The organism is Erythrobacter sp. JB1-4, assembly GCF_057365025.1.
In genome coordinates, this window is sequence record NZ_CP200292.1 from 1905263 (window position 1) to 1922279 (window position 17017).

17 protein-coding genes and 1 pseudogene are annotated in these 17017 nt (G+C 57.6%); 6 read left to right on the forward strand and 12 right to left on the reverse strand.

Annotated elements, in window-relative coordinates; translation table 11 throughout:
• Positions 1–14: 14 nt before the first annotated feature.
• On the reverse strand, positions 15–743 hold the full coding sequence (gene dapB, locus AC0V61_RS08920; RefSeq protein ID WP_486156895.1) for a 4-hydroxy-tetrahydrodipicolinate reductase: 729 nt from the start codon (positions 741–743) through the stop codon (positions 15–17).
• Between the two features lie 113 nt (positions 744–856).
• Between dapB and AC0V61_RS08925 the strand changes: the two genes are divergently transcribed.
• On the forward strand, positions 857–1561 hold the full coding sequence (locus tag AC0V61_RS08925; RefSeq protein WP_486156896.1) for an NAD-dependent deacylase: 705 nt from the start codon (positions 857–859) through the stop codon (positions 1559–1561).
• Between the two features lie 5 nt (positions 1562–1566).
• On the opposite strand, the gene AC0V61_RS08930 is transcribed toward AC0V61_RS08925, so the two are convergent.
• Together AC0V61_RS08930 and yaaA are read right to left on the reverse strand one after the other, a co-directional pair.
• Positions 1567–1965 (reverse strand): YidH family protein, encoded by a 399-nt coding sequence (locus AC0V61_RS08930; RefSeq protein WP_486156897.1) that lies wholly within the window; start codon positions 1963–1965, stop codon positions 1567–1569.
• 4 nt (positions 1966–1969) lie between these two features.
• Positions 1970–2758 (reverse strand): peroxide stress protein YaaA, encoded by a 789-nt coding sequence (gene yaaA / locus AC0V61_RS08935; RefSeq protein WP_486156898.1) that lies wholly within the window; start codon positions 2756–2758, stop codon positions 1970–1972.
• Between the two features lie 426 nt (positions 2759–3184).
• On the opposite strand from yaaA, the gene AC0V61_RS08940 reads away from it, so the two are divergent.
• On the forward strand, positions 3185–3613 hold the full coding sequence (locus AC0V61_RS08940) for a Dabb family protein (protein ID WP_486156899.1): 429 nt from the start codon (positions 3185–3187) through the stop codon (positions 3611–3613).
• 11 nt (positions 3614–3624) lie between these two features.
• On the opposite strand, the gene AC0V61_RS08945 is transcribed toward AC0V61_RS08940, so the two are convergent.
• The 4 genes from AC0V61_RS08945 to mutM all read right to left on the reverse strand — a co-directional run bounded on the left by AC0V61_RS08945 (position 3625) and on the right by mutM (position 7781).
• A complete protein-coding gene (locus AC0V61_RS08945; protein WP_486156900.1) occupies positions 3625–4395 on the reverse strand; it encodes a HesA/MoeB/ThiF family protein in 771 nt (256 codons plus the stop codon).
• 232 nt (positions 4396–4627) lie between these two features.
• Complete coding sequence (gene dnaA / locus AC0V61_RS08950) at positions 4628–6088, reverse strand: chromosomal replication initiator protein DnaA (protein ID WP_486156901.1); 1461 nt, start codon at positions 6086–6088, stop codon at positions 4628–4630.
• A gap of 456 nt (positions 6089–6544) precedes the next feature.
• Entirely contained in the window at positions 6545–6805 is a 261-nt protein-coding gene (gene rpsT, locus AC0V61_RS08955; RefSeq protein ID WP_486156902.1) for a 30S ribosomal protein S20, read from the reverse strand.
• A gap of 160 nt (positions 6806–6965) precedes the next feature.
• Complete coding sequence (mutM, locus tag AC0V61_RS08960) at positions 6966–7781, reverse strand: bifunctional DNA-formamidopyrimidine glycosylase/DNA-(apurinic or apyrimidinic site) lyase (protein ID WP_486156903.1); 816 nt, start codon at positions 7779–7781, stop codon at positions 6966–6968.
• A 204-nt stretch (positions 7782–7985) separates the two neighbouring features.
• On the opposite strand from mutM, the gene AC0V61_RS08965 reads away from it, so the two are divergent.
• Together AC0V61_RS08965 and ubiB are read left to right on the forward strand one after the other, a co-directional pair.
• Positions 7986–8741, forward strand: a complete 756-nt coding sequence (locus AC0V61_RS08965; RefSeq protein ID WP_486156904.1) for a class I SAM-dependent methyltransferase — start codon at positions 7986–7988, stop codon at positions 8739–8741.
• A 5-nt stretch (positions 8742–8746) separates the two neighbouring features.
• A pseudogene (gene ubiB, locus AC0V61_RS08970) lies at positions 8747–10323 on the forward strand (2-polyprenylphenol 6-hydroxylase).
• A 15-nt stretch (positions 10324–10338) separates the two neighbouring features.
• Here the strand turns inward: ubiB and AC0V61_RS08975 are convergent.
• Positions 10339–10728, reverse strand: coding sequence for a hypothetical protein (locus tag AC0V61_RS08975; RefSeq protein WP_486156905.1), 390 nt, complete (start codon positions 10726–10728; stop codon positions 10339–10341).
• Between the two features lie 136 nt (positions 10729–10864).
• Between AC0V61_RS08975 and AC0V61_RS08980 the strand changes: the two genes are divergently transcribed.
• The gene (locus AC0V61_RS08980; protein ID WP_486156906.1) at positions 10865–12628 is read left to right on the forward strand and encodes a bifunctional phosphopantothenoylcysteine decarboxylase/phosphopantothenate synthase; all 1764 of its coding nucleotides are present in this window, start codon (positions 10865–10867) and stop codon (positions 12626–12628) included.
• 29 nt (positions 12629–12657) lie between these two features.
• Entirely contained in the window at positions 12658–13116 is a 459-nt protein-coding gene (gene dut, locus AC0V61_RS08985) for a dUTP diphosphatase (protein WP_486156907.1), read from the forward strand.
• On the opposite strand, the gene AC0V61_RS08990 is transcribed toward dut, so the two are convergent.
• The 4 genes from AC0V61_RS08990 to trpS form a co-directional block, all read right to left on the reverse strand.
• Complete coding sequence (locus AC0V61_RS08990) at positions 13113–13979, reverse strand: energy transducer TonB (RefSeq protein WP_486156908.1); 867 nt, start codon at positions 13977–13979, stop codon at positions 13113–13115. The two genes, dut and AC0V61_RS08990, sit on opposite strands and share 4 nt — an antisense overlap.
• A 12-nt stretch (positions 13980–13991) precedes the next feature.
• Entirely contained in the window at positions 13992–14921 is a 930-nt protein-coding gene (locus tag AC0V61_RS08995; protein ID WP_486156909.1) for an energy transducer TonB, read from the reverse strand.
• A 102-nt stretch (positions 14922–15023) separates the two neighbouring features.
• Positions 15024–15731 carry a DUF4136 domain-containing protein gene (locus AC0V61_RS09000; RefSeq protein WP_486156910.1) on the reverse strand — a complete coding sequence of 236 codons (708 nt, stop codon included), beginning with the start codon at positions 15729–15731 and terminating at the stop codon, positions 15024–15026.
• Positions 15732–15960: 229 nt separating this feature from the next.
• The gene (trpS, locus tag AC0V61_RS09005) at positions 15961–16980 is read right to left on the reverse strand and encodes a tryptophan--tRNA ligase (protein ID WP_486156911.1); all 1020 of its coding nucleotides are present in this window, start codon (positions 16978–16980) and stop codon (positions 15961–15963) included.
• Positions 16981–17017: the final 37 nt, after the last annotated feature.

Here is a 17017-nt window from a genome sequence, read left to right on the forward strand (position 1 = left end):
CGGATTGGCCGCGCCTATAGGTCTAGCACATCCTCCATGGTGTAGCGCGCAGGGGGCTTTCCAATCAACCATTCGGCGGCCCGAACCGCTCCGCGTGCAAAAATCATCCGGTTTTCCGCCGAATGCGACAAGGTGAGCCGCTCTTCATTGCCTGCAAATATCACCGAGTGGTCGCCCGCAACTGTGCCGCCGCGCAAGGTGGCAAAACCGATATCGCCGGGGTTGCGCGCGCCGGTTTGGCCATGGCGTCCTGAATCCATTTTATCAGCCAGATCAACTCCGCGCCCATTGGCCGCCGCCTCGCCCAGCAGCTTTGCCGTGCCCGAAGGCGCATCCACTTTCATCCGGTGGTGCATCTCAAGCACCTCGATATCCCAGTCATCGCCAAGCCGCGCAGCCGCCTGTTTGACCAACGCGCTTAGCAAAGTGACGCCAAGCGAAGTGTTGCCGGTTTGCAGGACAGGGATGGCTTTTACGGCCTGCTCAATCGCACCAAAATTCGCCTCCTCCAGCCCGGTGGTCCCGATAAGGATCGGCACGCCTGCCACTTGCGCGGATTTGAGGTTGGCCTCGAGCGCCGCGGGAGCGCTAAAATCGATGAGCGCATCCGACTTTAGCGCCAGTGGCCCAGGCAATTCGCCTGCATCCACTCCGCCTGCGAGGGTATGTCCTGCCTCTTCAATAGCGCTTGCCAAGGCATTGCCCATGCGCCCTTTGCTGCCGATGATGCCAAAACTTGCCACATGCACTCCATAATCCGTTGCAGGGGGTGTAGGACAGCCCCCGCCCAATGCTGACCGCTGATTGCCCACCGCTCTAGGCCGATGTAGGGCATTTCAGCAAGCAGGAGGCAAAAGTGGCGTCTAAGTTCAACAACATCGTTATCCTGACAGGCGCCGGGATCAGCGCGGAAAGCGGGATCGACACCTTCCGCGACAGCGGCGGCTTGTGGGAAAATCACTCGATCGAGGATGTCGCAACGCCTCAAGGGTTTGCGCGTGATCCTGACCTTGTGCTTGGCTTTTACGATGCCCGCAGAGCAGCGCTTGCCGATGCCCAGCCCAATGCAGCGCATGTGGCCCTTGCGACGTTGGAGCGTGAGTTTTCCGGCAGTGTTCTCCTTGTGACGCAAAATGTCGACGACCTGCATGAACGCGGCGGGTCTTCCAATGTTTGCCATATGCATGGGCAGCTGAAGTCTGCGCTATGCACATCATGCGAGACCCGGTCGCCATGGGAGGGTCCTATGATTTCGCGCCCGCCATGTCCCGTGTGTCAAGCGCCCACCTTGCGCCCCGACGTCGTGTGGTTCGGCGAGATTCCGTACCAAATGCGCCGGATCGAAGAGGCGATGAAGCGGTGCGATCTCTTCGTCTCCATCGGCACCAGCGGCGCGGTGTATCCCGCTGCTGGCTTTGTCCAGCAGGCTAAGCGGCTTGGCGCGCGCACTTTGGAGCTCAACCTTGAGCCGAGCGAGGGCACGCCGATCTTCCACGAGGCCCGCCATGGTCCTGCGACGCAAGTGGTGCCCCAATGGGTGGAGGAAGTGCTGGCGGGTTGATCTTGTCAAAACTTCATCAACCAAATCCCCACCACGAGGCCGACGCTGCCTAGCGTCATAAGGGTGGCAATCAGGCGCATGTTTACTGTATCCAGCGGATCGGCTTTGTGCGCCTCAAGCCGGGCTGTGACCGCGCAGGCGTTGCGCTGGGCTGCGTAGAAGATGAAAATGCCGATCAGGATGAAAACCGTGGCAATCGCCTTGGGCAAATAGGCGGGTTCAATCTTGCCAAACAGGGCATTGAAGCCAAGCCCGATCCCCACCGCAGCAAGCCCCGTTCGCATCCATCCGGCAAAGGTGCGTTCATTGGCCATGAGCGTGCGGTCCTCAGCCCAATCGGTCCGGTCCTCGGCAAGGTCAGTGCGGTCTTCAGCAAGATCGTTGGAGGATTTCTCGCCGCTCATCGGCTCACTTCTTTTTCACTGGCGGTTGGGGACGAGTGAACACGAGCTCAGTCTCGCTCGAGGCGCTTGCATCCAGGGTATACCCTTCGGCATCAAAGCCCTTAAGGTCATCCGCTTTCTCGATCCGGTTTTCCATAATCCAGCGCGCCATAAGACCCCGGCCAAATTTGACGTGATACATGAGGCGACGCGCCTCCCCGTCTTTCACATTGAGAAACGTCGCCTCGATCACTTTGCCCGGCAGCGCGGAAGGATCGACCGCCTTGAAATATTCGTTGCTAGCCAAGTTCACGATGGTGTTGTCGCCGTGCCCTTCAAGGTCGCCTGCCAATTGCTCACCAATCCGGCTGCCCCAAAAATCATAGAGCGATTTGCCGCGCGCATTCTTCATCTTGGTGCCCATCTCAAGCCGGTAGGGCTGGATCGCATCCATGGGGCGCAGCACACCGTAAAGCCCTGACAAAATGCGCAAGTGGTCCTGTGCATAGGCCAAGGTTTCATCACCCAAGGACTTTGCCTCCAAGCCCCAATAGACATCGCCATCAAAGGTCAGCCCTGCTGGCTTTGCCGAATTGCTTCGGCCCTCCAGATCAAACGCCTGGAACCGCTCTGCGTTCAACTGCGCGAGTTTGTCCGAGATATGCATCAACTTGGCGAGCGATTTGGCTGACTGCTTTTTGGCAACGCCTGCAATCTCACGCGTGTCGTCCTCAAGCCGGGGGCGAGTGATCTCAAGCGAAGTGCTCGGCTCATCGAAATTGAGTTTCTTGGCAGGCGAGAGAAGGGTGATCATTGTGTTCTGTTCCTGAGCCGAAATGGGATTGCGTGGCGGGGTTAGTGGTTTGGGCCTCGCTTTGTAAACATCTGGGCGCTTATCGCGGTTCCCCTAAACTGGTGGCGGGGCTCATCGCCGGTCGAGGTAAAGCTCATAAAGTGACACATGTGTCACCTTTTCCCTACACGATTTTCCAGATTGTTAATATATTTCAATACTTTCCTTTGTTGGAAAAAGGTGACACCTCTTTCAATGACTTTGGCAGTGTTCGAGTATTTCGATGACGCTATCCAAGAAAATCCCGTGCCAGAATTACTGCCTGTAGGAAATCTCGCCGCGTATTTCCCGGCTGTTAAAGCGCAGTGTTGCGCGCGTCCTTTACACGCCGCGCTTACTCTGACAACGTTGTCCAAAATAGGACAAAAGGATCAAGGAGCCTCACCAATGCGCACACTGATTTCGATTATGACTGTGTTCTTGCTCGCCGGATGTGCAGCTCAGGCTGAGAGTGATCCAGCACCAACGTCGGGCGCTGGCGCTCAGGGTCCTTTGCTAACCCATTCGGTGTTCTTCGATCTCAAAGAGGCCGACGAGGCATCCGTTCAGGCCTTGGTCGATGGCGCATACAAATATCTCGAGCCGCATGATGGCATCGTCTATTTCTCAGCCGGGGCGCGGCATGTGGATTACCAGCGTGAAGTGAACGATCTGGATTTCGACGTGGCGCTCACCATCGTGTTCGAAAGCACAGCTGCGCAAGAAGCCTACCAAGTGACCGAGCCGCACAAGCAATTTATCACGCAGCTTGAAGGCAATTGGGAACGCGTGCGGGTGTTCGATAGCCTCGCGCCGGGCAGCGTTTCGGCGGATTAGGGCAAGCGCACCTAAATGTGTGAGCACCCCTTGCACGCGGGGTCCTTGGCGATGGTGAGCGTGCGCATTCCCGGCGTCATTCCGTCGAGGATATGCAACTTGCCCCACATTGGCTGGCCAAAGCGGCTCACGCCGGCCAAGAGCACCCGCACCGCTTGCATCGCGGCAAAGCTGCCGGTCCATCCTGCCATCGCGCCCAGCATGCCGTCCTCGGCGCAGGTGTCGCAGTCCTCGGCATCGAACGCATCACCGACAAAACAGCGGTAGCACGCGCTTCCCACAAGGTGTCCTGCGAAGGCGCCCACTTGGCCTTGGAACCGGCCAACCGCGGCAGAGAGGAGGGGGACGCGTTCGGCAACGCAAGCGTCCGAAACCGCTAGCCTTGTGGCAAAATTGTCGGTGCCATCGAGCACAAGGTCTGCGCCTGCAATCAGGTCGCCGACATTTTCTGTTGTGATGCGGCTGTCGGAGATGGTGACGTTCAAAGCATCGTCGAAATTGGCAAGCCACCGCCGTGCGCTGGTCGCTTTGCCATGGCCGACATCGCGCGATGTGAAGATCGTCTGACGCTGAAGATTGCTTGCATCGACCACATCGTCATCGACGAGGGTGAAGCGACCGATCCCGGCCCCTGCCAGATATTGCAGCGCAGGCGAACCGATCCCGCCAAGCCCGATGACGGCAATGTGCTTACCAGCAAGCGCCACCTGCCCCGCACCGCCGATTTCGGGCAGCACAATGTGGCGGGCAAAACGGTCTAGGCGGGCTGGTGACAAGGCCATGGATAGGCTGTTTACAGGATGTGCATGAGGTGTCGACAGGGCTGTGGGTAGCCCAGTGAATAAGGCGTCGATTAGCTGTTGGTGATTGGTTGATGAGCGGGGGCTAAACCCACCCCGCTGCGACTAAACTCACCTTCGGTTCGTTAAGTCTCGCTCCCCTACCGCTTGCGGGAGGGGCTGGGGGTGGGCCTGTGGATGCGCTGTGCAAATTGTGTGCGAATTAACCTTTGGACTAGCTCTCAAGCTGCCGCAGGAGGCTTCTCACATCGCCATCCATATCAGCATCGCGTGTGCGCAAATCCTCGATCAGGCGCACGGCATGGATCACGGTCGAGTGATCGCGCCCACCAAATTTGCGGCCAATCTCTGGATAGGAGCGGGGGGTGAGCACTTTGGACAAGTACATCGCCACCTGCCGGGGACGCACCACCGCACGCGCACGGCGTTTGGATGACATCTCGGCCCGGTCGATCCGGTAAAACTGGCACACGGTGCGCTGGATCTCGTCAATCGTGATCCGGCGGCGGTTGGCGCTAAGGATATCGGTGAGCTGCTCTTCAGCCAATTGGAGCGACACCTCCTGCCCTGTCAGCTGAGCGTAAGCGATAAGCTTGTTCAGCCCGCCGATCAGCTCACGAACATTGCGCGTGATGGTCCGCGCGAGGAATTCAATGACGTCCTCCGGCACGCTCAGCGGCGCGAAGCGGGCAAGCTTGGAATGAAGCACCTTCTTGCGAAGCTCAATGTCAGCAGCCTGAATGTCGGCCACAAGGCCCATCGAAAGACGGCTGAGCAGGCGCGGTTCAACCCCGTCCAATGCTTGCGGTGCACGGTCGGCGGCAAACACAAGGCGTTTGCCTTCGGCAAGCAGCGCATCGATCGTGTAAAGCAGCTCTTCTTGAGCCGATGCCTTGCCGATAATGAATTGAATGTCGTCCACCAAAAGCAGGTCAAAGCTGCGAAGGCGGGCTTTGAACTCGATCATCTGATTGGCTTTCAATGCCTGCACAAACTCCACCATAAAGCGTTCAGCGGAACAGTAGAAAATGCGCGCACGTGGGTGCGAGGCAAGGAAGCCGTGACCGATGGCGTGAAGAAGATGGGTTTTGCCCTGGCCGGTTGCAGCTTTCAGATAGAGCGGCGAAAACTGCGGCTGTTCCGTCGCAGCCATACGCTGCGCTGCGTTACAAGCCAGCACATTGGCCTCGCCCGTGATGAAGGCCTGGAAGGTCAAAGATGGGTCAAGCCCCACGCTTGATGTAAAGCCTGCATCGCCAAGAGTGCCCGCAGCCACTGCGATAGCGCTTGCGCCATCATTGGCGGGACGCCGGCCATCATCGATCCGCAGATCAGGCAGTTGGCGGCGGCCGGGATGCACCTGAATGTTTACCTGGCGCACATCGCTGCGCATGATCTTCCATGCCAGTTGCAGGCGATCATGAAAGCGATCTTTCACCCAATTGGCGGAAAATTCGGTTGGCAAAAACAGGTCAAGCACACCTGTCTCTTTGGTGATGCCGCCCACTTGGATCGGCTTGATCCATTGGCCATGCAATTGGTGGCCCAGGTCCTTTTTCAAACCCTGGCTAATGTCCGCCCAATCAGCGGCCAGATTTACGGCTTCTGCATCTTCCATCAAATCGTCATCGCTTTTGCGGCGCGTTGTTCGTGCCTTATCTGTATTAAACGACATTGCTTCCCCAATACTCTATTATCCTCGGAAGCACCTCTCCAAGGTTGCGATTTCATTCCTGCGACTGGGTAAAGGTTCCCCCTCCCCGTGAGGCACCCCTCACAGGCTAACCTGTCGACCAAATTGTATGACTCCGGACTGTCCCGCGCCGGATGACCTGTAATAAGCCGATTCCATGCCTCAAGCGCAAGCAATCAATTGCAATAAATCTTAAATATTTGTGTTGACTCGACCCGACCCCGCAGGGGTGCGTCTAAGTCATTGATTTCATTAAATCTGAGGCTGAAATTGATGCGAATCGTAGGGTTTCTGCGGCTTTCAGCGAGTCACAAATGTCATCTTTGTCGCAAAACAAAAGGGCCGCGCCTCACGACACGACCCTTAGTGGCTATACGCAGGCTGTTTTAGGGGAAACCACTATATGTAGTGGCCCCTAGAATAGCCTCTGAATGCGAATCAGAGTGAAGCGACTCGCTTCGACAGGCGCGACATTTTGCGCGCCACTGTGTTCTTGTGCATCACGCCGCGCGCAACACCGCGAGCAAGCTCTGGCTGTGCTGCTTTAAGAGCGGCGGCAGCCTCGTCCTTGTTGCCAGCTTCGCAAGCCGTTTCGACTTTTTTGACGAAGCTGCGGATGCGGCTCATGCGCGCTGTGTTCACTTCAGCGCGGCGGTTGTTGCGACGGATGCGCTTACGGGCTTGAGGCGTGTTTGCCATAGTTTTGTCTGTCTCGCGTCTTGTGTGGGCCGCCACGATGAACGGCCGGAAATCTAAATCGAATATACGAAAGGCGGCGATTCCTCGCCGGGAAAGCGCGCCACCTAGTGTGAAACGGTGCGAAAGGCAAGGAAACTTTGCCTCTATGCACTTTGAGCTGCTACTTCTGACAGATCGGGCAGTACCAGGTGCTGCGTCCACCCTGCACGATCCGTTTGATAACTCCGCCATCGTCGTGGTGGCACGGCTCTCCATCCCTGCCATAGACATCAAAGCGCGTGGCAAAATAGCCCAATTCGCCATCAGGTGCGGCATAGTCGCGCAAAGAAGAGCCTCCGTCGTGGATGGAGGCGGCAAGCACGTCCTTGATGGCGGGCACTAGCCGCTCCAGCTGAAGCTTAGTCACCTTGCCCCCTTGTTTGGTCGGACGGATGCCAGAGCGCCACAGCGCCTCGCACACATATATATTGCCAAGTCCTGCGACGATCCTTTGGTCGAGGAGGCACAGCTTGATGTTCTGGACCTTCCCTTTGAGCGCCGCTTTTAGATAGGCAGGCGTAAGCTCGGGTCCCAAGGGCTCAGGGCCAAGACTTGCAAACGGGCCCCATGCATCAAGCCCAGCCGTCGCCACCATATCGACTGATCCGAATCGCCTGGGGTCGCATAGGGCAAAGCGGTTGGTCGCCGTCTCCACAACCATATGGTCGTGTTTGTCGGGTTCGTCGGGATCAATGCGCCAACGCCCGCTCATGCCAAGGTGGAAGATCACAGATTGTTCGCGGTCGAGATGAAACAGCCCATATTTTGCGCGCCGCGAGAGGCTTGTGATGGTTGCACCCGTCATCACCTGCACAAGGTCTTGGGGGAAGGGGCGGCGCAAATCGGGGCGGTTCAACGTCACCCGCTCAATGCGCGCGCCATCGAGGAACTTTGCAAGTCCTCGGACCGTTGTTTCAACTTCTGGTAATTCAGGCATTCTTGATTGTTCTCGCTTTCGCTCGCGCCGGGCCACCCGCGCCCTCCACCCTTCCACCCGGAGCCTACCGGGACATAATCCGGGTGGAAGGGTGGAGGGCGCGGGTGGCTGCGGCAAGGCTTGCACGGATGTGCAAGCCGAATGCAATAAACGCCCCCCTAATCACCCTTTGCGCAGGGCACAATTCCCTCTAAGGCACCCTCCATGAGTGAAAGCACATCTGACACCGTCTCCTTTGGCTATGAAAACGTAAGCCCAGAGGAAAAGACCCGCCGCGTGGGTCAGGTCTTCTCATCCGTTGCCAAGAAATACGACATCATGAACGATGCGATGAGCTTTGGCATGCATCGGGGCTGGAAAGATCGCTTTGTGAAGCGGGTAAAACCGCAAGCAGGCGAGAACATCCTCGATATGGCGGGCGGCACCGGAGACATCGCTTTCCGCATGGCGGATCGCGGCGCGAATGTGACGGTTGCCGATATCAATCAGGAAATGCTTGATGTGGGCGCTGAGCGCGCGATGGAGCGTGATGAGGCGGCGGATGCTGGCAGCCTTGTGTTCTCCAATCAGAACGCGGAAAAAGTGACCTTTGCCTCCAATACTTTCGATGCATACACCATCGTTTTTGGCATCCGGAACGTCACCCACAAGGAAGAGGCGCTGAAAGAAGCGCTTCGGGTGCTTCGCCCCGGTGGCCGTTTTTACTGCATGGAATTTTCGGTCACGGATTGGACAGGATTTCGCGAGATTTATGACCTGTATTCTCACCACATCATGCCGCGCATGGGACAGGTGATTGCTGGCGACACGGAAAGCTATCGCTATCTTGCTGAGAGCATCCGCAAGTTCCCCCGTGCACCTGCATTTGAGGCGATGATCCGCGATGCTGGTTTTGTGAACACCAAGGCCGAGATCATCCTTGGCGGCGCTGTGGCCATTCATTCGGGGTGGAAGGTCTAACTCAAGTGACCCGGCCCACAACGCATCTCTTCCGTCTTGCACGATGGGGCGTGACCCTTGCCCGCCGCCGCGCGCTTGTCGGGATTGAGGAAGACCCCAACGCGCCAGCGCCAGTAAAGACCCTCGCGAAAGTCGCGCGTCTGGTGACCTTCACCGGCAAAAAGGGGACACGCGATTATGCGGGCGCTTTTCGTGCAATTGGCCCTGCGGCGATCAAGCTGGGGCAGTCTCTTGCAACGCGCCCTGACTTGGTCGGCGAAGAAGCGGCGAACAATCTGCTTGAGCTGCAAGACAATCTGCCCCCGGTGGATTTTGCGCTTATCAAACAGTCAATCGAGACAAGCTTTGATCAGCCTTTGGAAGCGCTTTTTTCTGAAGTTGACCCGGAACCTGTGGGCGCGGCTTCCATCGCGCAAGTGCACAAAGGCGTGACGACCGATGGGCGCAAAGTGGCGATCAAAGTGCTGCGCCCCGGTATCAAAGAGAAGTTTGAACAAGATATCGCCACTTACGAATGGGCCGCGGCCCATGTTGAGGCGATGGGCGGTGAGTTTGGCCGCCTGCGCCCGCGCGCGACAATCGCCAATTTCAAACGCTGGTCCTATTCTGAACTCGACCTTCGCCGCGAAGCTGCCTCAGCCAGTGAATTGGCCGAAGATATGAGCGGGGTCGATGGTTACCGCATCCCCGAGATTGACTGGGACCGCACCAATGGGCGTGTGCTGACGATTGAATGGGTTGATGGGGTCAAAATCTCGCGCCGCGATGAGCTTGTGGCAGCGGGCCATGACCTTCATCAGCTGTCTGAGCGCCTTGTGATCAGCTTCCTCACCCAAGCGATTAGCGCCGGGTTCTTCCATGCCGATATGCATCAGGGGAACCTTTTCGTGCAGGCCGATGGCACTATTGTCGCCATCGACTTTGGGATCATGGGCCGGATTGACCGGCGCGCGCGGCAATGGCTGGCGGAAATCCTCTACGGCCTCACCACCGGCAATTATAAGCGCGTCGCCGAAATTCATTTTGAGGCGCAATATGTGCCCAGCTATCATTCCGTTGGCGAGTTTGCGACGGCCCTTCGCGCTGTGGGTGAACCGATGCGCGGTAAGCCCGTGAAGGAACTCAGCGTTGGGCAAATGCTCGATGGGCTCTTTGCGATCACCCGCGATTTTGACATGCAGACACAGCCGCACCTGCTGCTTTTGCAGAAAACCATGGTGATGGTCGAAGGCATCGCGACGCAGCTTAATCCCGATATCAACATGTGGGACACTGCCGCGCCGTATGTCCGCAGCTGGATACGCGATGAGCTGGGACCAGAGGCAGCGGTGGCAGAGCGGCTTAAAGAAGATGCGCAGACCTTTATGCGTCTGCCCGACCTAATCCGCCGCGTGGAAGAACGCTTCCCCCCAAAGGCGGAGCGCCAGAACAAGCGCCTTTGCCAGAGATCAAGCTGCTTACAGACTTTGGGCAAAATGACGCGCCCAAACAAGCCAGCGGTGGCGGCTGGTTTGGCTATTTCGTCGCAGGGCTGGTGGGCGCAGGCGCGGTGCTGGGCGCTAGCGTTGCCGGAGTAATCTGAGCTTAGTCGCTCGCCTCAATCACTTTCGGGCAAAATCCGGGCCGCTGCGAGCGCCAGAACAACCGTCAAGAGCTCCACACCCATCGGCATAAACCAGCCTTCGAACGTGCCGTCGACTACGACGCTCACGCCGCGTGCGATAAACACAATGCCGACAAGAGCCGCGCCCACTTTGAGCAAGGTCACATTGGTCTTCCAAACGCCGATGATGAGGCTGCCTGCAAGCACCCAGAAGAACGATGTGAGATCGCCTCTGATGGTGGCCAAGCCTTGCGAACCCGCCTCAGCCACAGGCGCGATGCCAAAATCAGCGCCCGACCCCACCGGATCAGTCAAAAACCCGAAGCCCAAAACAAGGTATAAAACGCCGAGCAAAAACAGCGATACGCGCAAGATGACGGACAAAATGGATCCCCTCTTTTTGCCCCAAGGCAACAATGCCCCAAAGACCGTGCCGCATAAGTGCAATCTTAACCAAGAGAGCGCAAGGCTTCTCATACACTTGGCGTATGGGTCTTAGCTGGTTAGATGGGACAGTTGAATGGGTGTCGAACACCTTCATTTTGAGAGAGATGGATCAGGCGTGAGCGCTAAGGGACCCAAGATACTGCTCGTCGTGGGCGGCGGAATTGCCGCTTACAAATCGCTCGAGCTTGTGCGCTATATCCGCAAGGGTGGCGGTTCAGTGACGCCTGTTGTCACCAAAGGTGGCCAGCAGTTCGTGACCCCTATGTCGCTTGCGGCGCTGTCCGAAAACCAGGTTTACACCTCGCTTTTCGACCTCAAAAATGAGGTTGAGATGGGGCATATTGAATTGTCGCGAGAGGCCGACCTTGTGGTTGTGTGCCCGGCGACCGCTGATCTTATGGCGAAAATGGCGGCGGGCGTTGCTGATGATCTGGCGACGACATTGCTGCTTGCAACGAACAAGCCCGTCATGGCGGTCCCTGCGATGAATGTGAAAATGTGGGAGCATGCCTCCACGGTTCGCAATGTCGAAACTTTGCGCGAAAATGGCGTCACAGTCCTGCATCCTGACGAGGGTATGATGGCGTGCGGTGAGTTTGGTTATGGACGCCTGCCCGAACCCCCTGCCATCTGGCGCGCGATTGCAGGCCACTTTGGCATAGAGGTTGAAGAAGAAGTGCCTGTGGCAGCGCCCACGCTTCCCCCTGCTGATGTCGAGGCGATTGAGCCTGAGGATGATAGCCAAGATGCCGGTAGCGAGGCTGCTTCAACGGGTGGCCTTGGCGGTTTGCTCTCTCGCATTATTCCGCGCTCGACCGAGAAACGCAGCGCTGAAGACATTGACGCAGAGCTTGACGCGCTTGGCCTTGAAGAAGTGCCTGAGGAGTTCCTTGAGGAAATCCCCGAGGAAGAGATCGAGTTCAACCCCGACCTCGATGGCTCACCCTTGGCTAAGAAGGGTTCCGGTAAAGCCGCACCGCCGGTTAATCAGGACGCGATCAACCATGAGGTGGATGAGCGCCGTCTTGCCCCTGATGCGAGCGAAGAGGGGCTTAACGAGAAGGCGTCTGACCTGCTTGCAGAAGAGGAAAAAGCGCCGCCTCCAAAAATCGCCGCTAAGAAAGCCGCGCCTGTTCAGGTGGAGCAGATTGAGGCTGATGAAGAAGAGATCGCTGGCATTACCGCCGATGCATCCCATCAGCCGCTCAATGGCAAGCATGTGCTGGTGACCGCTGGACCCACGTGGGAATCGATTGATCCTGTACGCTACATCGCCAACCGGTCTAGCGGCAAACAAGGCTTTGCGATTGCAGCAGCAGCAGCTGCTCTGGGCGCGGATGTGACCCTTGTGGCGGGACCGGTCTATCTCAAGACCCCCGCCGGTGTGACCCGCGTGGATGTTGAGAGCGCGGAGGAAATGGCAACAGCGGTGAAGCGCGCGCTCCCGTGCGATGTGGCCGTCATGGTGGCGGCGGTCGCTGATTGGCGACCTAAGGAATATCGCGATGAGAAAATCAAGAAGCGCGGCTCTGCCCCGCCTGCTTTGATGCTCACCGAAAACCCCGATATCCTCACCAATCTGGCCGCCGGCAAGAACCGCCCAGAGCTGGTCGTAGGGTTCGCGGCTGAGACCGAGACCGTGATCGATCACGCCAAGCAAAAGCGCAAACGCAAGGCGTGTGACTGGATCATTGCTAATGATGTGTCCGGTGATGTGATGGGCGGCGATGAGAACGCTGTGCACATCGTCACCGGCGACGGGGTTGAGAGCCTCAAGGAAATGCCCAAAAGCGAGGTTGCCATGGCGATTATGCAAAGGGTGGCTGACACCTTGTAAGCGTGAACGGATTAGGCGAAAGCGGCCCCATGACGAACAGTGTAAATGTTGAAGTGAAGCGCTTGCCGCACGGCGAGGGCCTGCCATTGCCAGCTTATGCCACCGACGGCGCGGCGGGCATGGATGTGGTGGCGGCCGAAGATGTGAGCATAGCTCCAGGAAGCCGCCATGCAGTCGCCACCGGTCTATCGGTCGCGATCCCGCAAGGGTATGAAATTCAAGTGCGCCCGCGTTCAGGCCTTGCGTTCAAACACGGCATCACTGTGCCCAATACGCCCGGCACCATCGATTCAGATTATCGCGGCGAGCTAAAAGTGCTCTTGATCAACCACGGCAATGGTCATTTCAAGATCGAGCGCGGTGACCGCGTCGCCCAGCTTGTGGTCGCCCCTGTTACGCAAGGTGTTTGGCAAGAGGTTGACGAACTTGATGCGACGACGCGCGGCGAAGGCGGATTTGGCTCAACCGGCGGTCACGCGAAGCTTTAATACTCCACTTTCAGTATATATTCTGCTGCAACCGGCGTGCCGTCCGCATCTGTTTCGGGATCAAACTTCCCTCGCTCAAGAACCAACGGGCACGTTCGCTCATTTATCGCAGCAACATCGCTAGGCTCGTCAATTTTACAGTCGGTTGGAAGCCCATCTGGACCAACGGCAATAGCCACTTTGATATCCGTCGATCCCTTATCATCTGCGTAGATCGGAACATCCCGCCGGGTAATCCATTTGTCGACTTCAATTGGATTTACAATTCGATTGGCTGGCAGTGGTCCTTCGAGATCAGGATCGGGGATTGGTGCAGGCTCATAGCGGACGCTGATTGGCGGCGGCGGTGGCACAACCGGCACTGTGCTATTCGGCCACCGGCTGGCACATTTGACGAGCGACCTGTAAGCGGCAGCGCTGCCTTTCAGGGAGACGGTAAAGCGGACCTTGTCATCCACCCGGACTTCCATCGCGTTGGCTAAGCGAAAGCGCTCGATTGCTAGCTCATCGGTTGTTGCTGGGGAATAATAGTCCCCTCCAAACAGCGACCCGCGCACCACTTCATCGTCAAAGGCAAAGGTAACACTTCCCGGCCTTTGTGGTCGTGATGAACCAATTGCGCGAAGCGTCATATAGCCTACCTCGCCGCCGCCCTTGATGATGGTTAGCCTAACATCGTCTTGTTCTGGCGCTGTCAGTTTACAGGTTTGAGCGAAGGATTCGACAATCGTCCAACCGCCGATTGTGGCATATTCCTTGTCGCTACTTTGGGCGCTTACAGGCGATACACACAGAGCAGATACAAACGCTGCCGCACACAGCGAACTTGCGCATCGAGGGGTGCGGCAATTGGCCGATTGCATGAACACTATCTGCTATTCCCCCGCGAACCTCACACTTGCCGAATAACGGCCCTCAACCCGCTTGCCATCGCTCCCGCGTGCAGGCTCGAACCGGGCGCGTTGCACCAGGATACGGCAGGCGCTTTTGTCGAAGCGGCGTGAACCTGTGCTGCGATCGACTTCGCAATCTTGCGGGCGCCCGTCTTCGCCAACAAGCAAAGTGTAGCGCAAAACCCCGCGTCCTGCACGAAAGCCGCGTGATGGCCATGGCAGGGAGTCGTCATTGCTGATCCAGGCGGCCGGATTGATCGGGCGCGGTTCAAGCGGCGTGGTGAGTGTGGGCTGGCTCAAAGGCGGTGCAGCACCGTTTTCCCTCAATGGGGCGCGCGTGTTTGGTTGCGCTGTGGGAAGCGGTCTGGTGCTTGGCGCGCTCAATTGCCGGGTGTTGGCGCTGGCATAGCGCTGATACCAGGGGACGTAGCGCCATTGTTCAGAGCACTGTTTGAGCAGGCGAAATCCAGCGGAACTGGTTTTAAGATCGATCTGAGCGATTGTCTGCCCGCCGTGGCTTACGCTGAGCGTTTTGGCGGAGCGAAAGCCTGCCTCAACAGCCCGCGCGCCTGCTGGCAGCGAATAGCCGTTGTTCGCCTGATAACCGCCAAACCGAGCATTGTCGAAAGCCCACTCCACATCGCCGACAAGTCCGGTGAAGAACCGACCGGATCGGCGTTGCAATGCCATCATACCCGCCCGGCCATCGGACAAACGATAGCGAAGCACATATCGTGGGTCGTTGCTGAGGCGCAATTCGCAGGCTCGCGCTGCCTCATCCTGAACGATGACCCATCGGCCAAGGTCGACAAAGGTTTCCTCGCTAGACTGTGCGCTGACTGACGTGGCTGTCCCTGCGAATGCCAAGGAACCAATGATGCAAGTCAGAGGGGTTTTGCGAAGAGTGCTCATGGGGCCTTTGAGTGCTGCTAAAATGGGATCCTTAGAATCAAAAAGGCGGCGCTGATCCCTTCCGCCGCCTTTCCGTCCCGTCCAAGGGCAGTGTTGGGGTGTTTATCGGTTGACCGGCTTCACGCTCTTTCCATCCTCGCGGATAGTGATGCGCAGCACCTCGCCCGAGTTTCCGGGGAAATCGGTGAAGATTGCATCGACGAGGTTTGGTACAAGATTTTGTAGCCGATTGGTGCGCGAGACCGCTTGCGCTTGCCCTTCGAACAGGCGCTTTCCGGTCACAGTGTTATCGATCTTCACGTCGATATCGCTGGTGTAGACGGTGAAACTGCGGACCTCTGGGCCTGCAAGCCATGGGTCATAAAAGCCAAAGGCAAAGTTGCGGCGCAGGCCAAATCCGCCAAAGCGGCCCCAAGGTCCGAACGCGCCATAGCGGCCAAAACCGGCATTGGTGGAGCGCACGCGCTCGCGCCCATTATCGACACCGTAATCGAATCGCACCAGCAGTGTTGCCTCTTCAGGAGAAGACGCAGGCACATAGCCAAGCTCAGCCATCTCTTCGCCGACCAGATCAGCATAAAGCGAGAACTCGAGGCCCCCTGCAAGCGTTGGGTCCTCGGCGACAACGGCAAAGGATTGTCCTTGCGGTGCGGGCAGTTGCGCTTGGAAACGTGAGACGTCCGCCTTGAATGATGGAGCGCAAGCGGAAAGCCCAAGAGCGATGCTTGCAGCGAGGCTGAAACGCATCAATCGACCTTTGGCTGATGGGCGTGTGGTTTTTGTATCGCGGGTCATAACAGTGGGGTACATGGCATATCCTTCACAAAATCGCCAGCGCGACCTTGAAACAAAGGTCATCGTGGCAAGTCCCATTTGCGAGCTTGCTGTGCACATAACCCTCGCGCATTCCGGCGGTCATTGTCTCCGACAGGAATGCACCCACTTGCGACCAGTCACTCGCACGCCCAACACTAGCTGCGAGGCCTGAACCGAGTTTGAACACAGGCCCGAATGACAGTCTAGGCCATTTGGCAGATGCTTAACCCCGCACCAGTCCCAGCGCCTTATATGTTGCATTCAAGGTCGGGATCCCATGCTCGCGCGCTTGCGAGGCGCCTCGTGCCAGGATCGCATCAAGCGCCTCTTGATCGTCTTTCAGTTCCATAAAGCGCGCGTTGATGGGCGACAGCGTCTCAACCAGAACTTCGCCAAGCGCAGGTTTGAACGCGCCAAACCCTTGGCCGCCATGCTCGCTAAGGACTTCGGCTGTGCTCTGGCCGGTAAGCGCACCGTAGATGCCAACGAGGTTTCTGGCTTCCGCGCGTTCCTCAAGGCCCGCTTCTTCGGATGGCAAAGGCTCAGGGTCGGTTTTGGCCTTTTTGACCTTTTTCATGATGGTGTCGGCATCATCAGTAAGGCTGATGCGGCTCATTTCCGATGGGTCAGATTTGCTCATTTTGGCCGTGCCATCGCGAAGGCTCATAATCCGAGCAGCCGCAGGCGGGATGTAGGGTTCTGGCAGGGTGAAGAGCGGGGCGTTTTCGGGACAAAAGTCATTGTTGAACTTCTGCGCGATATCGCGGGCAAGCTCCAAATGCTGCTTCTGATCCTCACCCACCGGCACATGGGTCGCCTGGTAGAGCAGCACGTCAGCGGCTTGCAGTACAGGGTATGTGAAGAGCGCAATGGACTGACCCTCGCGGTTCTTGCCCGCTTTGTCCTTCCACTGCGTCATGCGGTTGAGCCAACCCATGCGCGCTGTGCCATTGAGGAGCCATTGCAGCTCTGCGTGGGCGGGGACCTGTGCTTGGTTGAACAGCACGGTTTTCGCCGGATCCACTCCGCAAGCGACCAAAGTGGCGACCATTTCCCGGGTGTTTTGCGTCAAATCCGCCGGATCATGCGGCTGAGAAATGGCGTGGAGGTCTGCGAGGAAAATAAAACACTCACCGCCAGCGGTGATGGCTTCTTCCTGCAACTTTACAAAATTCACGATCGCGCCAAGGTAATTGCCAAGGTGCGGCTTTCCGGTGGGCTGGATGCCTGAGACAACTCTCATTGTGGGTACTCTTTCTTCTAAATTTGTGCGGCGTGCT